Annotated in this window: 18 protein-coding genes and 1 pseudogene; 5 read left to right on the forward strand and 14 right to left on the reverse strand. The window is 75.1% G+C overall.

Annotated elements, in window-relative coordinates; all coding sequences use genetic code 11:
- Positions 1-166: 166 nt before the first annotated feature.
- The 3 genes from P2H44_RS13145 to P2H44_RS13155 all read left to right on the forward strand — a co-directional run bounded on the left by P2H44_RS13145 (position 167) and on the right by P2H44_RS13155 (position 4,019).
- On the forward strand, positions 167-1,189 hold the full coding sequence (locus P2H44_RS13145; protein WP_275764072.1) for an aspartate-semialdehyde dehydrogenase: 1,023 nt from the start codon (positions 167-169) through the stop codon (positions 1,187-1,189).
- A gap of 294 nt (positions 1,190-1,483) precedes the next feature.
- Positions 1,484-2,917 carry a hypothetical protein gene (locus P2H44_RS13150; RefSeq protein ID WP_275764074.1) on the forward strand — a complete coding sequence of 478 codons (1,434 nt, stop codon included), beginning with the start codon at positions 1,484-1,486 and terminating at the stop codon, positions 2,915-2,917.
- 142 nt (positions 2,918-3,059) lie between these two features.
- On the forward strand, positions 3,060-4,019 hold the full coding sequence (locus P2H44_RS13155; RefSeq protein WP_275764077.1) for a hypothetical protein: 960 nt from the start codon (positions 3,060-3,062) through the stop codon (positions 4,017-4,019).
- 259 nt (positions 4,020-4,278) lie between these two features.
- Here P2H44_RS13155 and P2H44_RS13160 read toward each other — a convergent pair whose 3' ends face one another.
- From P2H44_RS13160 to P2H44_RS13200, 9 genes are all read right to left on the reverse strand, one after another.
- On the reverse strand, positions 4,279-4,689 hold the full coding sequence (locus P2H44_RS13160; RefSeq protein ID WP_275764080.1) for a hypothetical protein: 411 nt from the start codon (positions 4,687-4,689) through the stop codon (positions 4,279-4,281).
- Positions 4,690-4,692: 3 nt separating this feature from the next.
- Positions 4,693-5,784, reverse strand: a complete 1,092-nt coding sequence (locus tag P2H44_RS13165) for an EscU/YscU/HrcU family type III secretion system export apparatus switch protein (RefSeq protein ID WP_275764083.1) — start codon at positions 5,782-5,784, stop codon at positions 4,693-4,695.
- 1 nt (position 5,785) lies between these two features.
- A complete protein-coding gene (locus P2H44_RS13170) occupies positions 5,786-6,607 on the reverse strand; it encodes a flagellar biosynthetic protein FliR (protein WP_275764086.1) in 822 nt (273 codons plus the stop codon).
- 234 nt (positions 6,608-6,841) lie between these two features.
- Positions 6,842-8,926 carry a flagellar biosynthesis protein FlhA gene (gene flhA, locus P2H44_RS13175; RefSeq protein ID WP_275764088.1) on the reverse strand — a complete coding sequence of 695 codons (2,085 nt, stop codon included), beginning with the start codon at positions 8,924-8,926 and terminating at the stop codon, positions 6,842-6,844.
- A complete protein-coding gene (locus P2H44_RS13180; RefSeq protein WP_275764091.1) occupies positions 8,926-9,699 on the reverse strand; it encodes a lysozyme family protein in 774 nt (257 codons plus the stop codon). The genes flhA and P2H44_RS13180 overlap by 1 nt, the downstream gene beginning before the upstream one ends.
- 564 nt (positions 9,700-10,263) lie before the next feature.
- Complete coding sequence (locus P2H44_RS13185) at positions 10,264-10,533, reverse strand: flagellar biosynthetic protein FliQ (protein ID WP_275764093.1); 270 nt, start codon at positions 10,531-10,533, stop codon at positions 10,264-10,266.
- A gap of 652 nt (positions 10,534-11,185) precedes the next feature.
- The gene (locus P2H44_RS13190; protein ID WP_275764095.1) at positions 11,186-11,479 is read right to left on the reverse strand and encodes a flagellar hook-basal body complex protein FliE; all 294 of its coding nucleotides are present in this window, start codon (positions 11,477-11,479) and stop codon (positions 11,186-11,188) included.
- Between the two features lie 112 nt (positions 11,480-11,591).
- Positions 11,592-11,984, reverse strand: a complete 393-nt coding sequence (gene flgC / locus P2H44_RS13195) for a flagellar basal body rod protein FlgC (RefSeq protein ID WP_275764097.1) — start codon at positions 11,982-11,984, stop codon at positions 11,592-11,594.
- 34 nt (positions 11,985-12,018) lie between these two features.
- Positions 12,019-12,432: a FlgB family protein gene (locus P2H44_RS13200; RefSeq protein WP_275764099.1), complete on the reverse strand. Its 414-nt coding sequence runs from the start codon at positions 12,430-12,432 to the stop codon at positions 12,019-12,021.
- A gap of 138 nt (positions 12,433-12,570) precedes the next feature.
- Here P2H44_RS13200 and P2H44_RS13205 point away from each other — a divergent pair.
- Positions 12,571-13,875 (forward strand): annotated as a pseudogene (locus tag P2H44_RS13205) (FliI/YscN family ATPase); the annotation flags it as partial.
- A gap of 494 nt (positions 13,876-14,369) precedes the next feature.
- On the opposite strand, the gene P2H44_RS13210 reads toward P2H44_RS13205, so the two are convergent.
- The 4 genes from P2H44_RS13210 to P2H44_RS13225 all read right to left on the reverse strand — a co-directional run bounded on the left by P2H44_RS13210 (position 14,370) and on the right by P2H44_RS13225 (position 18,261).
- A complete protein-coding gene (locus P2H44_RS13210) occupies positions 14,370-14,858 on the reverse strand; it encodes a peroxiredoxin (RefSeq protein ID WP_275764102.1) in 489 nt (162 codons plus the stop codon).
- Between the two features lie 457 nt (positions 14,859-15,315).
- Positions 15,316-15,903, reverse strand: a complete 588-nt coding sequence (gene rsmD, locus P2H44_RS13215) for a 16S rRNA (guanine(966)-N(2))-methyltransferase RsmD (protein WP_275764104.1) — start codon at positions 15,901-15,903, stop codon at positions 15,316-15,318.
- Between the two features lie 4 nt (positions 15,904-15,907).
- Positions 15,908-17,185 (reverse strand): aminotransferase class V-fold PLP-dependent enzyme, encoded by a 1,278-nt coding sequence (locus P2H44_RS13220; RefSeq protein WP_275764106.1) that lies wholly within the window; start codon positions 17,183-17,185, stop codon positions 15,908-15,910.
- 251 nt (positions 17,186-17,436) lie between these two features.
- Positions 17,437-18,261 carry an alpha/beta fold hydrolase gene (locus tag P2H44_RS13225; RefSeq protein WP_275764108.1) on the reverse strand — a complete coding sequence of 275 codons (825 nt, stop codon included), beginning with the start codon at positions 18,259-18,261 and terminating at the stop codon, positions 17,437-17,439.
- 348 nt (positions 18,262-18,609) lie between these two features.
- On the opposite strand from P2H44_RS13225, the gene P2H44_RS13230 reads away from it, so the two are divergent.
- Positions 18,610-19,626 (forward strand): ribose-phosphate pyrophosphokinase, encoded by a 1,017-nt coding sequence (locus tag P2H44_RS13230; RefSeq protein WP_275764111.1) that lies wholly within the window; start codon positions 18,610-18,612, stop codon positions 19,624-19,626.
- Between the two features lie 96 nt (positions 19,627-19,722).
- Here the strand turns inward: P2H44_RS13230 and P2H44_RS13235 are convergent, their stop codons facing one another.
- Complete coding sequence (locus P2H44_RS13235) at positions 19,723-21,009, reverse strand: MFS transporter (protein ID WP_275764113.1); 1,287 nt, start codon at positions 21,007-21,009, stop codon at positions 19,723-19,725.
- Positions 21,010-21,031: the final 22 nt, after the last annotated feature.

The following is a 21,031-nucleotide window of genomic DNA, read 5'->3' on the forward strand; positions in this document are numbered from 1 at the left end:
TCGATCGCGATCGTCCCTCCCCCTTGGTTCGCCAGGCTTCCGCGCTCTCGCGTGATCGCCCGCATCGCGTATCGCGCTGCGCGATTCCGCCGCGAAACCTTCCCTTTCCGTCCGGTCCGCGCTAAATGCCCGCCTCTGTCAATGGAAGCCGGAAGGGCTGGATCTTATGGGCTACCGAGTCGCCGTCGTCGGCGCCACGGGCAATGTGGGCCGCGAAATGCTGAACATCCTCGCCGAGCGGGAATTCCCCGTCGACGAGATCGTCGCTCTGGCTTCCCGCAAATCGCTGGGGACCGAGTGCTCGTTCGGCGACAAGACTCTCAAGACCAAGGACCTCGACACTTTCGACTTCACCGGCTGGGACATGGCGCTGTTCGCCATCGGCTCGGACGCCACCAAGGTCTACGCGCCCAAGGCGGCGGCGGCGGGCTGCGTGGTGATCGACAACTCGTCGCTCTACCGTTACGACCCCGACGTCCCCCTGATCGTGCCCGAGGTTAACCCCGACGCGATCGAGGGCTATTCCAAGAAGAACATCATCGCCAACCCCAACTGCTCGACCGCGCAGATGGTGGTGGCGCTGAAGCCGCTTCATGACCGCGCCACGATCAAGCGCGTCGTCGTCTCGACCTACCAGTCCGTCTCGGGCTCGGGGAAGGAGGCGATGGACGAGCTGTGGAACCAGACCAAGGGCCTCTACGTCCCCGGCCAGGAGGTCGCGCCCTCGGTCTATCCCAAGCAGATCGCCTTCAACGTCATTCCCCACATCGACGTCTTCATGGACGACGGCTCGACGAAGGAAGAGTGGAAGATGGTCGCCGAGACCAAGAAGATCGTCGATCCGAAGATCAAGGTGACCGCCACCTGCGTGCGCGTCCCGGTCTTCGTCGGCCACTCGGAGTCGATCAACATCGAGACCGAGGAGTTCCTGGACGAGGACGAGGCGCGCGAGCTGCTGCGCGAGGCGCCCGGGATCATGGTCGTCGACAAGCGCGAGGCCGGCGGCTACGTCACCCCGATCGAGTGCGTGGGCGAATACGCGACCTACATCTCGCGCATCCGCCAGGACGGCACGATCGAGAACGGCCTGAACTTCTGGTGCGTCTCGGACAACCTGCGCAAGGGCGCCGCCCTGAACGCCGTCCAGATCGCCGAGCTGCTGGGCCGCCGGGTCCTCAGGAAGGCCTGAAGCCCGGGCCGTCCGCCCGGACGCCGAACCTGACATCCGAACGCCGCGGGCCCCGCCCGCGGCGTTCTGCGTTCCGGGCGCCTCGCTCGGGCTCCGCGCGCGTCGTTTCGCATTCCTGAATGATCTCCGAACGTCGGAATCGCATCCCGAAATCAAGGCTTTGCGCGGCTGCGGCAGACCGACGCGGCGCGTCGGAAATGCGCCGGCCGCAATTGCGGCGGGATTGCGGCGCCAACCGACCTCCGGCAAGGTAGCTCCCGGGGGGCGGATTCCGAACGACGCGGAGGACGCCGGATGACGGCTCTGACGACAGGCACGGCGCCGCTGGGCGCGCTCCTGATCCTCCTGGCCTCGGCCGCCGCGGCGGCCGCGCCCCTGCGCGCGCCCGAACCGCCCGCCCGGCCGGTCATGGCCCTCCCCGATCCGCGCCCCTCCGCCGCGCTGCCCCTCGATGAGGAGGCCGCCTGGCTCGACGGGCTGGGCGCGCTGACCCGCGCCCCCGCGCCGGGCCTGCGCGGCTGGCGCGCGGCGCCCGACGGCTCGCTCCGCGTCCCCGCCCGGGCCGAGACGATGCGCGCCCGCGCGGCTCCGGCCGCGCCCGCCGCGCTCTCGGTCGCCGCCGCTCCGATCCCCTCGGACGCCGCCTGGGACCAGGGCTTCCAGAGCGGCCGCGCCGCCATGCTCGCCCGCCGCTGGGCCCAGGCCGCCGCCACCTTCCGCGCGCTGGCCGAGCGGCGCCCCGACCTGCCGCGCCCGCGCCTCGCGCTCGCCCGCGCCGCGGCCATGGCCGGGGACTGCGCCGCCGCCCGCTCGGAGCTGACCCGGGTCGAGCCGCAGCGCTCCCGTCTCGCGCCCGGCGCCTTCGAGGACGCGGAGGCCGACGTCGCCGCCCGCTGCGGCCCGCGCCGCGAATGGTCCATGGCCTTCGACATCGACATGGGCCTGCCCGGAGAGGACCGCCCCCTCGCGGCCCCGCCGCCGGCGCTGTTCGACCTCGCCGGCCCCCGCGTCGCCGCCCGGATGACCGCCGCCCCTGCCGACCGCGCCTGGAGCGTCGCCCGCCTGGAGGTGACCGAGCGCCTGCGCGGCGAGGAGGCCGCCTACGCCCGCTTCGCCCGGTTCGAGCTGATGAACTGGGAGGACGCCCCCGCCCGCGCCGTCGCCGCCCTGGGCGGTGAGGCCGCCGCCGACGCGATGCGCGCCAGCGGAGAGATCGCCGCCGACCTCGGCGCCGACTGGCAGGCGTTGCGCGCCTCCCTCACCCAGCGCGTGGCGCTGGGCCCCGGCCGCGACGCCGCGGCCGTGGAGTTCGGCGCCGGCGCCGAGGCCCGCGCGGCCGAGGCCGGCGACCGCTCCGCCCGCGCCGAGCTGCGCCTCGCCGCCGAGGCCCAGCTCACCCGCCGCGCCCGGATGCGGGCCGAGGCCGCCCACGCCGTCGCCCGCGCCGGCTGGAACCGGGGCGCCGTGCAGGAGCGGTCGACCACCGCCGCGCTGACGCTCGCGCGCGCCGCCCCCGCCGCCGGACCGGCCGCCCAGGCCGAGCTTTTCGCCGCCGCCACCCTGGCCGAGCCCGCCGACGGCGACCTTCAGGCCGCGGCGTGGCGGGCCGGCGCGCGGCTCAGCGGCCTGGGCCCCGACGCCGCCGCGGCGGCGGAGCTGGGCGTGGGCCGCCACGCGATCGAGGAGCCGGGACCGTCGGTATGGATGATCCTGTCGCGCAGCTTCTGACCCCCGCCCGCCCGCGCGGGCGGCGTCCGGGTCCCGTCCGCTCCCGCGGGGTGAGGCGCGGATGCGACGCCCCGCGGCCGCCTCGGTGCGAGCGATTCGCACCCCGTTGCGCCGGCGCGAATCCTGCCCATAGCGTCCGCCCATGCGCGCGCCCCTGATTCTCCCCCTCCTCCTCGCCGGCCTCGGTTCGCCGGCGCTCGCCGATTGCGTCGAGGTCGGACGCGGCGGCGGCGAGATCCTCGCCGAGCTGACCCGCGTCGAGCTCTCGCGCGACGAGCGCGCCCTGGTCGAGGAACGCTTCGGCCCCGATTTCGCCGAGGCCGCGCGCCTCGGGATCGCCGCCGACGCCCTGTTCCGCTTCGCCCGCTGCGAGCTGAACGGCGCCGACCCGGTCGAGCTGGTGGCCGTCGGCCGCTCCCCCGCCCATTGCGCCGGCGCCGCCGCCTTCGGCGACCGCGGCCAGACCCCGGTCTGCGGCGTCTGGGCCCTGTCGGAGACGCCCGACGGCTGGGTGCAGGTGCTCGAGACCGCGGGCGTGGCGCGCCTCGGCCCCTCCACCACCAACGGCTGGCGCGACGTGGTGATCGAGCAGGGCGGCGCGCCGATCGTGTGGAAATACGGCGGCGCCGCCTACCAGGAGGACCTTGGCGACGCCGACCCGCAGGCCTATTCGCTGGAGGATTTCGGCGGCTACGGCGACGGCCCCTCGGCCATCGCCTGGTACGCCTTCGACGACCCGATGCCCGAGGCGATCGACGCCGCCTTCCTGTGGTTCTACGGGGCCGAGATCCGCGGCGCCGAGGGCCGGGTCGGGGTGCTCCCCGACGCCTTCCGCGTGGGCGCGGTCGACCTCGACGAGGACGGCGCCGAGGAAGCGGTGGTGCAGGGCCTATCCCCCGACTTCTGCGGGCCGGAGGGCTGCCAGCACTGGATCCTCGGCGGCCTCGGCCGCCAGGACCCGCCCTATGTGGCGGGCCGCCTCGTCGGCTTCGACCTCCAGGCCGCCGCCACCGGCGGGCGGGGCGGGCGCGACCTGATCGTCTCCACCGCCCTGGGCCTGATCGTCTACCGCAACGACGGGGCCGGCTGGGCGCAGCCCTGAGCCGGCGCCGGCCGCGCCGCAAGGCCGCCCCGGCCCGACGCGGGGCCCCTCCCGACCCGTTCCCCAAGCGCGCCCTTGCCGGATCGCCCGGGCCGCAGGCTCCGCGACCGTCCTTCCGGGCGCGTCCGGGACCCCGCGCCGTCCTGAACCCGCTCGCCGCGCGACGCGCGCGCAGAGGCCCCGGATCAAGTCCGGGGCGTGGCGGGCGCGCAGAGGCCCCGGATCAGGTCCGGGGCGCGGCGCCGCGCGCGCCCGTCCGTCAGCCCGGCTGTCCGTCCTGCTCCCGCCGCCTCTGCGCGGCGCGGTCCCGCTCGGCGCGGGCGCGCTCGACCAGGTCCTCCAGCGCCCGGCGACGGGCGAGGCCCTCGGCGGCGTGGTCGCGGGCGCGGTCGGCCGAGGCCTCGGCCGCGTCCGCCGCGCGCACCGCCTCGCGGATGCGGGCGCGCTCGGCCTCGCGCCAGCGGGCGGCGGCGGCGAGCTCGGGCGGGGCGGCGTCCGCGGCGGCGGCGAGCTTCGCCTCCTCCGCCGCCGCGCGGGCCTTGCGGTTGGCCGCGGCCGCCGCGGCCGTGTCCCGCGCCCGCGCCTCCTCCCCCAAGCGCGCGAGCCGCGCCAGCTCCGCGATCCGCGCCAGCTCCGCCAGCCGCGCATAGGCCTTCACCCGCCTGCCCATCGCTCAGCCCCATCCCTTCTCGCGGGCCAGCGCCCGCATCTTCTCGGCGTAACGGATCGCGGCGGCCACGGCCTTGTAGTGCTCGGGCGCCACCTCCTCGCCGATCTCCACCGTCGCCAGCAGGGCGCGGGCGGTGGGGGGATCGTGGTGGATCGGCACGCCCGCCTCCTGCGCCTTCTCCCGGATCGCGAGCGCCACCGCGTCCTCCCCCTTGGCCACGCATTCGGGGGCCGAGCCCGGCCGGCGCGACCATTTCAGCGCCACCGCGACGTGGGTCGGGTTCACGATCACCACGTCGGCCTTCGGCACCTCGGCCATCATGCGGTTGGAGGCGATCTTCTCCGCCCGCCGGCGCCGCTCCCCCTTCAGGTGGGGGTCGCCCTCGGACTCCTTCATCTCCTCCTTCAGCTCCTGGAAGGACATCCGGTGCTTGCGGGCGTGGTCGAAGCGCTGCCACAGCAGGTCGGCCGCCGCGATCATCACCGCCACCGCGGCGATGGTCGCCAGCAGCGCCACCCCCACGCGCACCATCTCGGGCCCGATCGCCAGCGGATCGGCGCGCACCAGCGCCACGATCCGGTCCGCCTCCGCCGCCATGAACAGCGCCAGGATGATTGAGATCGCCACCAGCTTGACGGTGGATTTCGCGAACTCCGCCAGGCCGGTGGGCCCGAACTTGTTGCCCGCGTTGGCGATCGGGTCGATGCGCGAGAGCTTGGGCGCCAGCTTCGAGGGCGCGAAGACGATCGCCATCTGCGCCGCGTAGGCGAGCACCGCCGCAACGAAGGGCGCGAGCAGCAGGGGCAGCGCCGGGGCGACGGCCTGCCCCACAGCGCGCGCCGACAGCAGCGCGCCGCCGGGACCCAGCACCTTGCCCTGGAGCTGGTCGGCGTTCTCGACGAACCCCGCCAGGACCGAGCCCGCCCCCACCGCCGCCGAGCCGCCGAACGCCCCCACCGTCGCCAGCATCGCGATGTAGATCGCGGCCACGCCCACGTCGGCGGATTTCGCGACTTCGCCCTTGCGCCGCGCGTCCTCCAGCTTGCGCGGCGTCGGCTCGTGGGTCTTTTCGCCGCCGTCCTCGCCTCCGGCCATCTCACGGGCTCCGGAACGGGAAGGCGAGCGCCTCGTCGAGGCTCTCGGACCAGTGGGCGAGCATCTCCGGCGCGCCGATCCACAGGATCACCAGCGCGCCCATGGTGATCGCGGGGGCGCCGACGAAGGCCACCATCAGCTGCGGCATCGCCCGGTTCAGCGCCCCCAGCGCCAGGTTGTAGGCGAAGGAGGCGACCACGAAGGGCGCCGCCAGCGAGAAGGCCAGCCCGAAGGCCGCCCCCGCCCGCGCCACGCCCCATTGCGCCAGGTCCCCGGGCGGCGCCACGCCGCCCAGCGGCACCACCTCGTAGGAGCGCAGGATCAGCACGGCCGCCTTCACCGGCAGCCCCAGCGCCATCGCGAGCGCGATGCCTCCGACCGTCAGCAGCGCGCCCACCGCGGGCATCGGATCGGGGGTCACCTGCGCCCCCGCGATCTGGCTGACCGAGGTCGCCTGCCCCGCGATGGCGCCGGCGAGCTGCAGCGACATCACCAGCAGGCGCGCCGCGATCCCCAGCGCGACGCCTGTCAGCGCCTCGGCCGCGAAGACGCGCAGGAGCGCGAAGGGCTCCCCCGCCGCCAGCCCCGGATCGGCCGCCGCCGCGGCCCGGGCCAGCGGCGCCAGCGCCGGGAACAGCAACAGCGCGAAGCCCAGCGCGACCGCGAGCTTCACCCGCATCGGCAGCGTCCGCTCCCCGAAACCGGGCAGCAGCGAGACGATCGCCCCCACCCGCACGAACAGCGCCGTCAGCGCATGGATCGGCGCGTCGTCCAGCCGGATCAGCCGCGTCAGCTCGGGCCAGACGCGCGCGAGCGTGGTCATCGTCTCATCCATAGCGGCCGGGCGCGGCGCCCCTCCCACCCCGCGGAGACCCTCCGCGGGCGGGCGCGCCGCGCCTCCGGTCCTGGCGGAGCCCTTCGCGAACAAGGGGGGACCGAGCCATGCGCCCGGACCGCCTCGACCCATCGGCCGCGAGCCGCCCTCCCGGTTCCCGGGCGCGGCCCGGCGCGCGCGCCGCCGCCGTCCGCCGGCGACCGGGGGCGAACGCGTCCATCGTCATGCCTGCCCCAGCAGGGTGGGGCGGCCGTTGGCGCCGATCTCCTCGAAGCTCAGCACCGGGTTGCGCACGCCCTTCGCCGACAGGACCGTGCGCAGGAAACGCCTTCGGCGGGTCGAGGTGACGATGGCGGGATACCGGCCCTCCGATCCCGCGCGCGCCACCCGGTCGGCGACCGCCGCGGCGAGCCGGTTGAACTCCGAGGGCGGCAGGGCCACGTCGCCCGCCCCCTCTCCGTCGCGCAGCTCGTGGGCGGCGAAGGTCTCCTCCCACTCCGGGCTCAGCTGGATCAGGGGCAGGGCGCCGTCCTCCTCCAGCAGCTCGGCCACGATCTGGAAGCCCAGGCGCTGGCGCACATGCTCGGCGATCGCCTCGGGGGCGACGAGGACCGGCTTCGCCTCGGCGATCGCCTCCAGGATCAGGGGCAGGTTGCGGATCGAGACACGCTCCTCCAGCAGCAGGCGCAGGATGGTCTGCAGCAGGTCGACGGGCACCTTGTCGGGGATGAACTCGTCCAGGATCCGCCGGTTGGATTCCGCCCGCTGGGGGTCCGAGACCTTCACGAAGCTGTCCAGCAGCTTGCGCAGCCCGCGCCGCGAGAACAGGCGGGCGAAATTCTCCTTCACCGTCTCCAGCAGGTGGGTCGCCACGACCTCGGTGGCGCTCACCACCGGCAGGCCCAGGATCGCGGCCTCCTCCTGCTGGTCGGGCTCGATCCAGCGGGCGGGGGCGCCGTACACCGGCTCCTTCACGTCGCGGCCCGGGGGGGCGGCGTCGGCGTTCTCGCCCAGCAGCACCAGGGCCTTGCGCGGCTCCAGCGTGGCGCGGGCGATCTCCACCCCCTGGATGCGGATCGCGTAGGTCCCGGGCGGCAGGGCGTCCTCGTCGGTCAGGCGGATCTCCGGGATCACCACGCCGTAGACCTGCGCCACGTGACTTCGCATGTTGGCGATCCGCGCGCCGAGGCCCGTGGCGTCGTCCATCACGATGGGCACCAGGTCGGGCGCGAACTCCACGTGTATCTCGTCGAGGTCCAGCACGTCGCCCAGCGGACGCTCGGCCGGCGCGGCCTCGGCCCGGGCGGCGGGGGTCTCCTCCTCCGCCTTCTGGGCGGCGGCGGCGCGGGCGGCGAACCAGGCGGCGGCGGCGAGCAGGACGGCCCCGCCGAGGAAGGGCGTGAACGGCAGGCCCGGCGCCAGGGCGAAGCCCGCCATCAGCGCCGCCACCGTCCCCAGCGCCGCCGGGAACCCGCCCAGCTGCCCGATCAGCGCCCGGTCGACCGAGCCCATCATGCCGCCCTTGGCCAGCAGCAGCGCCGTGGCGATCGAGATGATCACCGCCGGGATCTGGGTCACCAGCCCGTCGCCCACCGTCAGGATCGCGTAGGTCTGGAAGGCCAGCCCCAGCGGCATGTCATGCCCCAGCACCCCCACCGCCAGCCCCACCAGCAGGTTCAGGAGCGTGATCAGGAGGCCCGCCACCGCGTCCCCCTTCACGAATTTCGAGGCGCCGTCGAGCGAGCCGAAGAACGTCGTCTCCTCCTGCTCGATCTTGCGCCGTTTCCTCGCCTCGTCGTGGGAGATCGCGCCGGCGGCCATGTCGGAGTCGATCGCCAGCTGCTTGCCCGGCATCCCGTCGAGCGCGAAGCGCGCCCCCACCTCGGCCATGCGGCCCGCGCCCTTGGTGATGACGATGAAGTTCACGATCAGCAGTACGCCGAAGACGACGAGGCCGAGATAGAGCGACCCCCCCATCACGAACATCGCGAAGCCCTCGATCACGTCGCCCGCGGCGCCCGTGCCGGTGTGCCCCTCGCCGATGATCAGCTTGGTGGAGCTCACGTTCAGGCTCAGCCGCAGCATCAGCGAGGCGAGCAGGATCGTGGGGAAGGAGGAGAAGTCCAGCGGCCGCTCGATGAACAGCGTGTTGGTGAAGATCAGGATGGCGAGCCCGAAGCTCGCCGCCAGGCCCACGTCCAGCACCCAGGCGGGCATCGGCAGGATCATCATCACGATCACCGCCATCAGCGCCAGCGCCATCAGGACGGTGGGGTGATAGAGGTTGCGGATCGACCAGCCGCCCATCAGCGCGCCTCGATCAGGGGCGAGGCGCGCCGGAGCAGCCCGCCGCCGGCCGGCGCGGCGAGCAGCGGACGCTGCGCATCCGGCGGCGTGGGCGCGCGCCCCGCGCTCAGCCAGGCATGGGCGAGGCTGGCGGCGCGGGCGTCGGCGCGCGCGTCCTCGGCCGGGTTCTCGCCGGGCAGGGTCGTCGCGGCGGCGGGGGGCGCCTCGGCCAGGCCCGGCGTGCGCTCGAGCGGCGAGAGCGAGGCGAACCACCAGGCGGGCCGCCCGCCGGGCGCGTCGAGGCCGGGAATCGGCCCGGCCTCCGGCGCGAACGGGTCGGGCAGGTCGGCGGCCATCGCCAGCACCCGCGCGCGGTAGCGCTGCGCCAGGTCGGGGGTGCGCGAGTGATAGTGGCCGGCGGCGACCTCCCAGCTCCCGGTCTCCTCGCGCAGGGCGCGCAGGAAGCGGGCGGCGTAGCGGGCGTTGGATTCGGGATCCAGCATGTCCTCCAGCCCCTCGAAGGCGGCGCCATGCCAGAGGTGGTTGACCTGGAAGCACCCCAGATCGAAGGAGCGCGCGCCCTGCGACTGCCTGCGGCGGACCCAGGTCAGCAGCTCCTCGGGGGTCGAGAACCAGCGGCCCTCCCCCTCCATGTTCACGGTCCAGGGCCAGGGCGCGAGGCGCCCGTCGAGCGGGCGCCCCGTCTCGGCCAGCGAGATGGCGCGCATCAGCTCCAGCGGCACCCCTTCGGCCCGCGCCGCCCGCTCCGCCGCCGCCTCGCAAAGGCCCGCCAAGGTGAAGGCCCGGTCCTCGCGCGCGGTCGTGGCGAGGGCGGGCGTCGCGGCGAGGCAGGTCAGGAGAAGACCGGCGAGCGCCGCGCAGGCGCGCGCTGCGCGCGCGCCTCGCCGCCGGAGGCGGCGGGGGAGCGCGTGGACGTCGTGCGATCCGGCGGGGCCCGGGGAAGCGGCCGGAGGCATCCCCGCGGGCCGGCGACAAGCGCGCGCCTCATCGCGCGAGGCGATGCGGAGACCTTCGGGGTTAGGCCCGAGGTCGGCGCAGGCGGGCGCTTCGCGCGCGCTTCGCCGCCGGAGGCGGCGGAGGGGCGGCGTTCGCTCCGCCGGGGAGCGGACCTGCCGCTCCGTGGGGCCGAGGGCCTGCCGCTCCGCCGCGACGGGGACCAGCGGCTGCGCCAAGGCGAGCGTCTGCGCGAGCCGGCGCAGGACGGACCGGACTGAACGGGTGACGGGACCCGGCCTCGCGCGGGTCTCGGCCGGGCGATCCGCGGCGTCGGTCCGCCGGGTCTGCAAGGCGGGGGGGGCTGGGCGCCGGGGGCGGGAGAGCTTGCGGAGCATGGCGCGTCACCCGCCCTGGGCGATCAGCGGCACGATCAGGTCGCGCCACAGGTCGAGGAAGGCGGCGCCCATGAACTCCATCGACAGCCAGAAGGTGGCGGCGATGGCGGCGAGCTTGGGCACGAAGGTGAGCGTCAGCTCCTGGATCGAGGTCAGCGCCTGCACCAGGCCGATGGCGAGCCCCGTGGCCAGCGCCACCGTCAGGATCGGCAGCGAGGCGATGATCGCCGCCCACAGGCCCTGGCGCATCATGTCGTAGAGGGTGACGTCGTCCATGGCGCTCTCCGCGCGGTCTGCGCTTCGGTCGGGCGATCCCGACCGGGGGGTGGGGCCGCCCGGTTGGGTCGGGCGGCGGCCGGCATGAGGGGCGGTCCCCCCGATGGCCTGCGGGCGGCGGCCAGGCGGTGGGGGGGAGTCCGGTGCGCCCCGACCTGCCCGGACGGGAGACGAGCCGCCGCCTGCTCCGTCGAGATGTCCGGCTCTGGCTGGCGCAATCAGGCGCCGTTGAGCGGAAGAGGTCGTCGCCGGCCCAGATCGCTTCACGCCTCAAGTGTGAAGGTCCAGGAGGACCGCGCGCCCCGCGGACCGCTCGTCGCCGGGCCCGGCTCGGTCGCTCCGCCTCGGAGCGGGCGCCGCGGATCGGCCTGCCGCCCCGTCGCCGCCGGGAGCGCCGGCACGTCCCTCGGCCTTCTCCGAGCCAGCCGGCGAGGGAGAAAGCGCGTCCCGCGTCGCCTCTCCTCTCTCGGCCGCGCCGTGCGCCCGGACCGCGATCCGTCGCGCCGCCCGCGTCCTGTTCCGCCGAGGCTCGGGGGCCGTCGACGCCGCGCGTCGGCGCGGGACGACGGCCCCCGGTCCCTCGTTCTCCGCCCGTCCGCCGCGCCTGTCCGGCGCGGTCCCGCGGGCGGTTCCAGGGCCCGGGCCGGAGGGCTCAGACGGGCATCCGCAGGATCTCCTGATAGGCTTCGACGACCTTGTCGCGCACCGTCACCGCGGTCTGCACCGCGATCTCGGCCGAGCTCAGCGCGGTGACCACCGACTGCATGTCGGCCTGGCCGGCGAGGCCCCTGACCGCGGTCGTCTCGCCCTCCCTCAAGGCCTGGGCGAAGCCGCCGGCGGCGGCGGCGAGCGCCTCTCCGGGGCTGCGGGTCTGGGGGCTCGGCGCGCCGATGGCGGGCGCGAGGCCCTGGTACATCCGGGCGGCGAGGCTGTCGGCGGCGGGCATGGGCGGTCTCCGGCGTCAGGGGCGCGCATCGGGCGCGCAGGTCTCGGGGGCGCGCGTCGCGCGCGGCGGGGCGATCCGCGCGGGGGCGCGGACCAGGGGGGCGGCTCGGCGGTCAGCGGCGCAGAAGGTCCAGCAGGCCGCGGGTCATCTGCCGGGCCTGGTCCAGAAGGCGCAGGTTCGCCTCGTAGCTGCGCTGCGCCTCGCGCGAGTCGGCGATCTCGATCATCAGGTCGACGTTCGACCCCTCGTAGTTCCCCTGCGCGTCGGCCAGCGGATGGTCGGGGTCGTGGATCTTCGGCAGCTCCTTGCGGCTGAGCTGCACCCGGCCCGCGGCGACGGCGGCCGAGCTCTCGGCGTCCGGCGTGCGGGCGTGGAACTCGACGAACTTGCGCCGGTAGCCGGGGGTGTCGGCGTTGGCCAGGTTCTCGGCCGACAGGCGCAGCCGCGCGGATTGCGCGGTCATGCCCGAGGCCGAGGCGGCCATGGACTGGATGAGATCGGTCACGAGAATCTCCGGTCCTGGGAAGGGAAAAGAGGGATCACCGCGGCCGCTCCATCGACGCGCGCAGGATGTCGAGCGTCTTGCGCCAGACGCCCAGCGCCATCTCGTGCTGGAGCTTCGCCTCCGCGCCGCGGACCATCTGATCCTCCAGCGCCACGGTGTTGCCGTTGGGCGAGGCCGCGCCCGGCAGGAAGGCCGCGCGGACCTCGGCCCCCGACAGCGCGTCCGCCGCGCCCTCCACGTGGCCGGCGCGCGTGGCGGCGGGGCGGAAGGGCGGGTTCTCGGCCACGGCGGCGCGGGCGGCGTAGCTGTCGGAGAAGGCGGTCAGGTCGGCCGCCCGGTATCCCGGCGTGTCCGCATGGGCCACGTTGCGGGCGATCAACGCCTGCCGGCGCGCGGCGTGGTCGGCCAGCGCCTCGGACAGGGACAGGATCGTGAGGCCTTCGCTCATGACGGGGATTCTCCTCCGGCGGCGTTCTCGAAACCGGGGATTAACCCCTGTTCGTTGACAAGAAGTAAGCGCGGGCCCGGATCGGCCGATCGCCGCCCCGCGCGCCCGCCGAAGCCGCGAGGGGAGCGACCGTTGGATATCGAGCATCTGGGCGCCGACTTGCGCCGCGTGGCCGCGATCCGGCGCATCGGCCGGGTGGTGCGCGCCGACGGCGGCGTGCTGACCGCCGCCGGCCTCGCCCCCCGCGCGCGCCTCGGCGATCGGGTCGAGGTCGCCCTGCGCGACGCCCCGCCGCTGGAGGGGGAGATCGTCTCGCTGGGCGACGGCGTCGCGCGCGTGATGACCTACGGCCCGGCCGAGGGCGTGGGCCTGGGCGACGCCGTGGCCCTGACCCCCGACCCCGGCCTGCGCCCGTGCGAGGCCTGGATCGGCCGGGTGGTCGACGCCTTCGGCGCGCCCCTCGACGGCCGCCCCCTGCGCCAGGGCGCGGTCGCCGTCCCCCTGCGCCCGCCCGCCCCCGACCCGATGCGCCGCGCGCGCCTGGGGCCGCGGCTCGACACCGGCCTCTCGGTCTTCGACACGCTGCTGCCGCTGGTGCAGGGGCAGCGGGTGGGGCTGTTCGCCGGCTCGGGCGTGGGCAAGTCGAGCCTGCTCGCCTCGCTCGCGCGCGCGGTGCAGGCCGACGCCGTGGTCTTCGCCCTGATCGGCGAGCGCGGGCGCGAGCTGCGCGAGTTCACCGAGGGCGTGCTCGGACCCGAGGGCATGGCCCGCTCGATCGTCGTCTGCGCCACCTCCGACCAGTCCCCCCTGGTCAAGCGCCGCGCCGCCTGGACCGCCATGGCCGCGGCCGAGACCCTGCGCGACGCCGGCCGCCACGTCCTGCTGCTGGTCGATTCGCTGACCCGCTTCGCCGAGGCCCACCGCGAGGTCGCCCTGACCGCCGGCGAACCCCCGTCGCTCCGAGCCTACCCGCCCTCCACCGCCGCCATGCTGGCCGAACTGGTGGAACGCGCCGGTCCCGGCCCCGAGCGCGAGGACGGGAAGCGCGGCGACGTCACCGGCATCTTCTCGGTGCTGGTGGCGGGCTCGGACATGGAGGAGCCGGTGGCCGACATGACCCGCGGCCTGCTCGACGGCCACGTGGTCCTGGAACGCGCCATCGCCGAGCGGGGGCGGTTCCCGGCCGTGGACGTGGGCCGCTCGGTCTCAAGATCGCTGCCCGGCTGCGCCTCGGCCGAGGAGAACCGCCTGATCGCCGGCGCCCGGCGGGTCTTCGGCCTCTACGAGAAGGCCGAGCCGATGCTCCAGGCCGGCCTCTGGCGCGAGGGGGCGGACCCGGAGGCCGACCGCGCCGTGCACCTCCACGACGCGCTCGACGCCTTCTGCGCCTCACCCGCGCCGGAGGGCGTCGTCGGGAGCTTCCGCCGCCTCGCCGAGGCGCTGGAAGAGGCGCCGCCGGCGCCGGCGGCCGCCCCGCCGACGGTCGAGGATCCCCGCGCCGCCGCCCGCGCCGGCTACGCCCGAAGCGCCGCGCCGGCGGCCGGCCAGAAGCCCGCGGCAGGGGAGGAGGGGGGCGCCGCAGCCGCGGACGCGCCGCCGCCCGGGGCGCCCGAAGCCCCGCCCGCCGCCGAGACGCCGCCGGACGCGGCGCGGACCGCCGGCAAGGCCGGATCGCCCGCCCGCGTCTCCGGACGCGCGCGCAAGGACAGGGGCTGCGCGCCTTGATCGCGACGCCCGTCTTCCGCCGCCGCCGTCTCGGACGGCGCCGGGATCGGCCGCCCGGGCTTCGCCGCAGCGCCTCGCCGCGCGCCTCGCCGCGTCCGAAGCCGACGGCGCCCGGTTCGCGATCCTGGAACCGTCCGCTCGGCGCCCGGCACGGAAAAGGGGGAGCCGGCGCCACGGCTCCCCCCGTCGTCAGGCCTGGATCGGCCGCGCCCTCAGAGGGCGGCGAGCATCGCGTCGCCCGAGGAGATCTCGGCCTTGCCCGGCGTCTCCTCGAGGTTGAAGGCCGTCACCACCTTGTCCTCGACCACCATCGAATAGCGCTTCGAGCGATTGATCAGCCCCGCCGGGGGGGCGGTGAAGTCCATGCCGATGGCCTTGGTGAACTCCGCCTGCGGATCGGCGAGCATGTGCAGGCCGGCGGCCGAGGCGCCCGAGGACTCGCCCCAGGCCTTCATCACGAACGGGTCGTTGACCGAGACGCAGACGATCGCCTCGATCCCCTTGGCGGCCAGCGCCTCGGCATTGTTGACGAAGCTGGGCAGGTGGTTGAGCGAGCAGGTCGGGGTGAAGGCGCCGGGCACGGCGAACAGCGCCACCTTGCGGCCGGCGAAGATGTCCGAGGTGGACTTCGGCTCGGGGCCGTTGGGCCCGATGGCGATGAAGGTGGCGTCCGGCAGGGTGTCGCCCACGGCGATGGTCATGGCTGGGTCCTCAGCTTGGCGTCGGCCCCGTCCGGCGGAACGGGGGCGCCCGGGGGGCGGGTGCGCGCCAAGGGGTAGCGCGCTTCGCGCCGCCGACCAACTCCCCTTTCCGCCTTCCCTCCGCTTTCCGCCTTGCCCGCGCCGAAGGCGCGCCCGCCGCCCGCAGGGCGGCGCTCCGGCCCCGGCGCGAAGCGCTCGCCGACCGCCCCTCCCGTCCGCGTCCCGCCCGGCCGGACCCCGCCGCCGCCCCGTCCGCGCCTCCCGCCCGCCCACCCCGGCGCGCACGGGGCGGCGTCTTCGCGAGACGCGGCGGCGGGCGGCCCGCGGCGCACGCGGAACCGCCGAAGGCGGATGTCCGCCCGCAGGGCGGCTTGCCTTCCCTCGCGCCGTAGGCGCGGTCCCGCCCGCAGGGCGGCTCCCCGGCCGGTCGGCGATGAAGGAAGACGGCGCGCGCCCGTCAGGCGGCGCGCAGGAGGCGCAGGACGCCGGCGCCGTAGCGGCGCTCGTCGAGGATCTCGAAGCCCTCGGGCGGGGTGACGACCGCCTCGGCGGCCTCCTCCCAGCAGACCAGGGCGCCGGGGGCGAGCCAGCCGCCGTCGCGCGCCGCGGCCAGCGCGGCCTCGCCCAGGCCCTTGCCGTAGGGCGGGTCCAGGAAGACCAGGTCGTAGGCCTCGCCCCGGCAGGGGCCCAGGCGCGTGGCGTCACGGCGATAGATCTTGGTGGCGCCGGTCAGGCCCATCGCCTCGACGTTGGTTCGGATCAGCGCCCGCGCCGCCGGCAGGTCGTCCACGAACTGGCAGCGCGCCGCGCCGCGGCTCAGCGCCTCCAGCCCCAGCGCCCCGGTGCCGGCGAAGAGGTCCAGCACCCGCATCCCCTGCGGCGCCGCGGGCTGGGCGAAGCCGCCGTGGGCGAGCAGGTTGAACAGCGATTCCCGCATCCGGTCCGAGGTCGGACGCAGCCGCGCCTCGCCCCCGTCCTCGGCCACGCCCACCGAGGCCGGCGCCGCCAGCTTCGCGCCGCGGAACCGGCCGCCGACGATCCGCACCCCCTCAGACCTCGCGCGAGGCGAGGGCCTCGAGCGCGTCGATCGCCTGGTCGACCTCCTCGGGCGAGGTGTAGTGCAGCAGCGACAGGCGCAGCGCCCCGCGCTCGGGCGCCAGCCCCAGCGCCTCGATCAGCCGCCAGGCGTAGAAATGCCCGCCCCCGCACATCACGCCCTTGCCCGCCAGCCGTTCGGCCGCGGTCTCGCCGGGCATCCCGACGTCGATGGCCAGCGTCGGCGCGCGGGTCTGCGGATCGGACGGGCCCAGCAGCCGGAAGCCGGAGTCGACCACATGCTCCAGCAGCGGCGCGGTCAGCTTGCGCTCCCGCGCCCGGATCAGGGTGCGCACCCGGGTGCGCCGGGCGCGCGGATCGGGATCGGCCTCGGGGAAATGGTGCAGGTCGAAGGCGTCGAGGTAGTGCGCCACCCCCGCCGCCGCGGCCACCTGCGCATGGTCCGGGCCGGCCGGCGTCAGCCGCTTGCCGGGATGGGCGGCGTTGAAGAAATGCCCCTGGTTGGCCAGGCGCATCGCCAGCTCCGGCGAGGCGACCATCACGCCCAGGTGCGGCCCGAAGGTCTTGTAGGTCGAGAACAGGTAGACGTCCGCCCCCAGCTCGCCCACGTCCGGCAGCCCGTGGGGCGCCATCGCCACCCCGTCCACCACCGAGACCGCGCCCGCGTCGCGCGCCATGGCGCAGATCTCGGCCGCCGGGTTGATCTCGCCCACGATGTTCGAGCAGTGCGGGAAGGCCACCAGCTTCACCCGCCCGTCGGCCAACAGCCCCGCCAGCGTCTCGACCTGCAGGCTCCCGGCCTCGTCCACCGTCCACTCGCGCACCTCGACGCCCGCGTCGGCGAGCCGCCGCCAGGCGCCCGAGTTCGCCTCGTGGTCCTGCTGGGTGACGACGATGGCGGCGCCCTCGTCCCAGGTCTCGCGGAAGGCGCGGGACAGGACGTAGACGTTCATCGTGGTCGAGGGGCCGAAGTGGATCCAGTCCTCCGGCACGCCCAGCCACGGCGCGAGGGCCGTCGCGCTCTCGTCCATCTGCTCGCCGGCGGCGCGGCCGGCGGGATATGGCGCGTAGGGCTGCACCTTGTTGCGCCGGTAGAACTCGGTCAGCCGGTCGACGACCTGAAGACACGGATAGGACCCGCCGGCGTTCTCGAAGAACGCCCAGCCGGCCAGCTTTGGTTCCATGAAGGCGGGGAACTGAGACCGCACGAACTCCATGTCGAAGACATCGTCTTCGTCCGAAGGAGAATCGGGGCGGGAGAAACCGAACATCAGCGTTCCTGTGGTGGGGGGCGGTCTGCGACGAATCCGTAGCGCATGAGCATTTGCAGCGCCAGCATCGCAATCAAATAGATGAAGACGCGATGCCGCAATGCGCCGCGGCGGACCCCACGATCGCCCCAAAAAGGCGCATTCATTCTACGTCCTCGTCTCCGACGGGTGAAGCGCTGTTCCAAAGAGCGGTAGACGAACGCGCCTCTTTTCCCTTGGGGAAGAAGAAGTCGCCGCCCCGGCGGGCGGGCTCAGGCCGTCGCCCGCTCCGCGCCCGCGTCCACCGCGTCGAAGAAGGCCGAGAGCTCCGCCAGCACCTCGCGCCAATGGCTGACCGGGCTCAGGTGGCCGGCGCCGGGGATGGTGCGCCGCCGCGCGCAGGGGATCGCGCCCGCGATCGCGCTCACCACGGCCGAGGCGCGGGCCTCGGTGGTCTCGCCGTCGATCAGCAGGGCGGGCAGGCGGAAGCGCTCGAAGTCGCTCAGCTCGATCTGGCCCGGCGGGCGGCCCATCACCCAGGCGTTGTCCTCGCGCAGCAGGCGGAAGCAGCGCTTGGCGAGCTGGAAGCGCTCCTCGCCGCCGAAGGGATCTCGGCCGGGCGCGCCCCACTGGCCCACGAAGGCGCGCATGTCGGCCTCGAGCTCGGCGTCGTCGGCGGGCGGGGCCTGGATCTCGGGCTGCACGTGGGGCGGGTGCAGCAGGTGGAACAGCACCGGCTCGATCATGGTCAGCGAAGCGGCGAGCTCGGGGCGCTTCCACGCCACCCGCGCCAGCGTGGCGCCGCCCAGCGACAGGCCGCACAGGTGCACGGGGCGGCCGAAATCCTCGGCCAGCCTGGTGCAGAACTCGGCGGCGAAGAGCTGGAGCGACTCGCCCTCCGGCGGCGGGTCCGAGCGGCCGTGCGCGGGCAGGTCCGCGGCGACGACGGGCCGGGTCTCGGCCAGCGCCGCCTGGATCGGCTTCCACAGCCCGCTGTGCGCCAGCGAGCAATGCGCCAGCAGCACCGGCGCGCCGGGCCTGTCCATGCCCTCGGCCCGCCACGTGAGGCGCCGGCCGCGCAGCTCCATCTCCGGCATGCTTCGCTCCCCTTAATTCTTTTCGCTCCCGCCAAGATGCCGAGCCGGGTCGCGAAGGCAAGGGGAGAAGGGCGGGGGCGCCGCCCGCGGTCCGGCGCGCAGGGGGCGGCCGGGCGGCCCTCGCGTCCGCTGCGCGGCCGCGTCGCCCCGCCCTGCCGTCCCCGTTCCGGGCCCCGGCCCCCGGCCCTCCGCGCGCCTGGCTCTCGTCGCGTCATGGTGCGCTGCGGCGTCGGGCGCGTCCGGGCGCCCTTTGCAATCCGGGTCCCCGGTGCTACGGGGACCGCAGGCGGCCGCCGCCCCGCGACGGGGCCGAGGCGCCGCCGGGGCAGACGCCGGCGGAGGGGACCCATGAAGGCCGACATCAACCTCAAGCTCATCGCGGGCAACGCGAACATGGAGCTGGCGCAGGCCATCGCGCGCCGCATGTCCGTCTATCGCGGCATGCCGGTGGAGCTGGCCAACGCCCGCGTCGAGCGCTTCAACGACAAGGAGATCTTCGTCGAGATCTTCGACAACGTCCGCGGCGAGGACGTGTTCATCCTGCAGTCCACCTGCAACCCCGCCAACGACAACCTGATGGAGCTCCTGATCATCGCCGATGCGCTCAAGCGCAGCTCCGCCTCGCGGATCACCGCGGTGGTGCCCTACTTCGGCTACGCCCGCCAGGATCGCCGCACCGCGGCCCGCACGCCGATCTCGGCCAAGCTGGTCGCCAACCTGATGACCGAGGCGGGGATCGACCGGGTCCTGACCCTCGACCTGCACGCCGGCCAGATCCAGGGCTTCTTCGACATCCCCGTCGACAACCTCTACGCCTCGCCGGTCTTCGCGATGGACATCCGCCACCACTTCGAGGACCTCTCGAAGGTGACGATCATCTCGCCCGACGTCGGCGGCGTGGCCCGCGCGCGCGAGCTCGCCAAGCGCCTCAACCTCGGCCTGGCCATCGTCGACAAGCGCCGCTCGCGCCCCGGCGAGGTCGACGAGATGACCATCATCGGCGAGGTCGAGGGCCGCACCTGCATCATCGTCGACGACATCTGCGACACCGCGGGAACGCTGTGCAAGGCCGCGGGCCTGCTGAAGGACAACGGGGCGGAGGCGGTCCACGCCTACATCACCCACGGCGTCCTCTCGGGCCCCGCGGTCGAGCGGGTGAAGGCCTCGGTGATGGAGAGCCTGGTGATCACCGACTCGATCCCGCTCTCGGACGAGGCCAAGAGCGCGCACAACATCCGCACCGTCTCGGTCGCCCCGATGATGGCGCAGGCGATCCTGAACGTGGCCAACGACACCTCGGTCAGCTCGCTGTTCTCCGAGCAGACGCTGCGCCCGATCTACGAGGCCTTCTACCGCTTCGACTGAGGCGCGCGGCGGGAGGCCCCGCCGCCCCTGCGCGAAACGACCTCGCGGCCGGCCGATCCCCTCGGCCGGCCGCGGGCGTTTCCGGCGGGCCGCGCCTCAGCCCAGCGGCTCAGGCTTCAGCGCGGCGGCGGGCGGCCCGCCGTCCCGGCGCTCGCGCGGGGTGCGCGCCACCACCGCCAGCGCCACGAGCGCCAGGACCGCCGCGAGCGCGAAGGGCGCGCCCGGCGCGCGGGGGGAGGCGTCGGCCGCGGCCCAGGCCTCGAAGATCCCCGCGAAGACCGGCGGGGCGAGGGCCGCGGTCAGGCCATGCAGGCTCGCGATCACGCCCTGCAGGCGGCCCTGGCGATCCTCGGCCACGCGCGCGCTCATCATCGCGGACATGGCCATGGGCGCGAAATCGCCGATCGCCACCAGCGGCAGGATCGCGAAGATCACCCAGGCCGCCGGCCCGATCGCGTAGACCCCCAGCGTCAGCACGCTGAAGGCGAGCCCCAGCAGCACCGTGCGCCGGGTCCCGATCCGCGCCGTGGTCCAGCCCAGCCCGAAGGCCTGGGCGAGGCCCATGCACACCCCGAAGGCCGCCAGCGACAGGCCCACGCCCGCCGCGGTCCAGCCGTGCAGCTCGATCAGGTAGAAGGCCCAGACCGCGGGATAGACGTTGAAGGCGAAGAGGAAGATCGCGCTCGCCGCCAGCAGGGCGCCGATGCCGGGCAGGCGGGCGGCCTCGGCCAGCGCCCCGAACGGGTTGGCGGACCGCCAGGAGAAGGCGCGCCGCCGCTCGGGCGGCAGCGACTCGGGCAGCCAGATCAGGCCGGCGATGCAGGCCGCGAGGCACAGCAGCGCGGCGGCGAGGAACGGCGCCCGCGGCCCCAGCGTCGCCAGCAGCCCGCCCAACGCGGGCCCGGCCACGAAGCCCACGCCGAAGCCGCCCCCGATCCAGCCGAAGGCGGCCGCCCGCCGCTCGGGCGTCGTGACGTCGGCCACGTAGGCGGCGGCGGTGGCGTGCGTCGCGCCGGCCATGCCCGCCAGCGCCCGGGCGAAGACCAGCAGCCACAGGCTCTGCGCCGCCGCGGCGATCAGGTAGTCGAGCGCCAGCATCCCCAGCGCCGCCAGCAGCACCGGCCGGCGGCCGAAGCGGTCCGACAGGTCCCCCAGCAGGGGTCCGCACAGGAACATCGCCGCCGCGTAGGCGAAGGTCATCCAGCCGCCCCAGGGCGCCGCCTCCGCCGCCGAGAGCCCGGCGATCCCCGCCAGCAGCTCCGGGATCGCGGGCATCACCAGGCCGATGCCCATCGCGTCCACCGCCACCACGCCCACCGCGAAGGCGATGCCGCGGCGGGGCGCCCCGGCGGGGGCGAGGGAGGGGGAGGGGGCGGAGCTCATGACGGACGTCCGGAGGCAGACG

Source organism: Albimonas marina, from assembly GCF_029223255.1.
Classification (GTDB): Bacteria; Pseudomonadota; Alphaproteobacteria; order Rhodobacterales; family Rhodobacteraceae; genus Albimonas.

Coding starts and splice junctions, on each gene's coding strand:
- P2H44_RS13145 (WP_275764072.1), top strand. CDS start 167: ATGGGCTACCGAGTCGCCGTCGTCGGCGCCACGGGCAATGTGGGCCGC.
- P2H44_RS13150 (WP_275764074.1), top strand. CDS start 1,484: ATGACGGCTCTGACGACAGGCACGGCGCCGCTGGGCGCGCTCCTGATC.
- P2H44_RS13155 (WP_275764077.1), top strand. CDS start 3,060: ATGCGCGCGCCCCTGATTCTCCCCCTCCTCCTCGCCGGCCTCGGTTCG.
- P2H44_RS13160 (WP_275764080.1), bottom strand. CDS start 4,689: ATGGGCAGGCGGGTGAAGGCCTATGCGCGGCTGGCGGAGCTGGCGCGG.
- P2H44_RS13165 (WP_275764083.1), bottom strand. CDS start 5,784: ATGGCCGGAGGCGAGGACGGCGGCGAAAAGACCCACGAGCCGACGCCG.
- P2H44_RS13170 (WP_275764086.1), bottom strand. CDS start 6,607: ATGACCACGCTCGCGCGCGTCTGGCCCGAGCTGACGCGGCTGATCCGG.
- flhA (WP_275764088.1), bottom strand. CDS start 8,926: ATGGGCGGCTGGTCGATCCGCAACCTCTATCACCCCACCGTCCTGATG.
- P2H44_RS13185 (WP_275764093.1), bottom strand. CDS start 10,533: ATGGACGACGTCACCCTCTACGACATGATGCGCCAGGGCCTGTGGGCG.
- P2H44_RS13190 (WP_275764095.1), bottom strand. CDS start 11,479: ATGCCCGCCGCCGACAGCCTCGCCGCCCGGATGTACCAGGGCCTCGCG.
- P2H44_RS13200 (WP_275764099.1), bottom strand. CDS start 12,432: ATGAGCGAAGGCCTCACGATCCTGTCCCTGTCCGAGGCGCTGGCCGAC.
- P2H44_RS13210 (WP_275764102.1), bottom strand. CDS start 14,858: ATGACCATCGCCGTGGGCGACACCCTGCCGGACGCCACCTTCATCGCC.
- P2H44_RS13220 (WP_275764106.1), bottom strand. CDS start 17,185: ATGTTCGGTTTCTCCCGCCCCGATTCTCCTTCGGACGAAGACGATGTC.
- P2H44_RS13225 (WP_275764108.1), bottom strand. CDS start 18,261: ATGCCGGAGATGGAGCTGCGCGGCCGGCGCCTCACGTGGCGGGCCGAG.
- P2H44_RS13230 (WP_275764111.1), top strand. CDS start 18,610: ATGAAGGCCGACATCAACCTCAAGCTCATCGCGGGCAACGCGAACATG.
- P2H44_RS13235 (WP_275764113.1), bottom strand. CDS start 21,009: ATGAGCTCCGCCCCCTCCCCCTCCCTCGCCCCCGCCGGGGCGCCCCGC.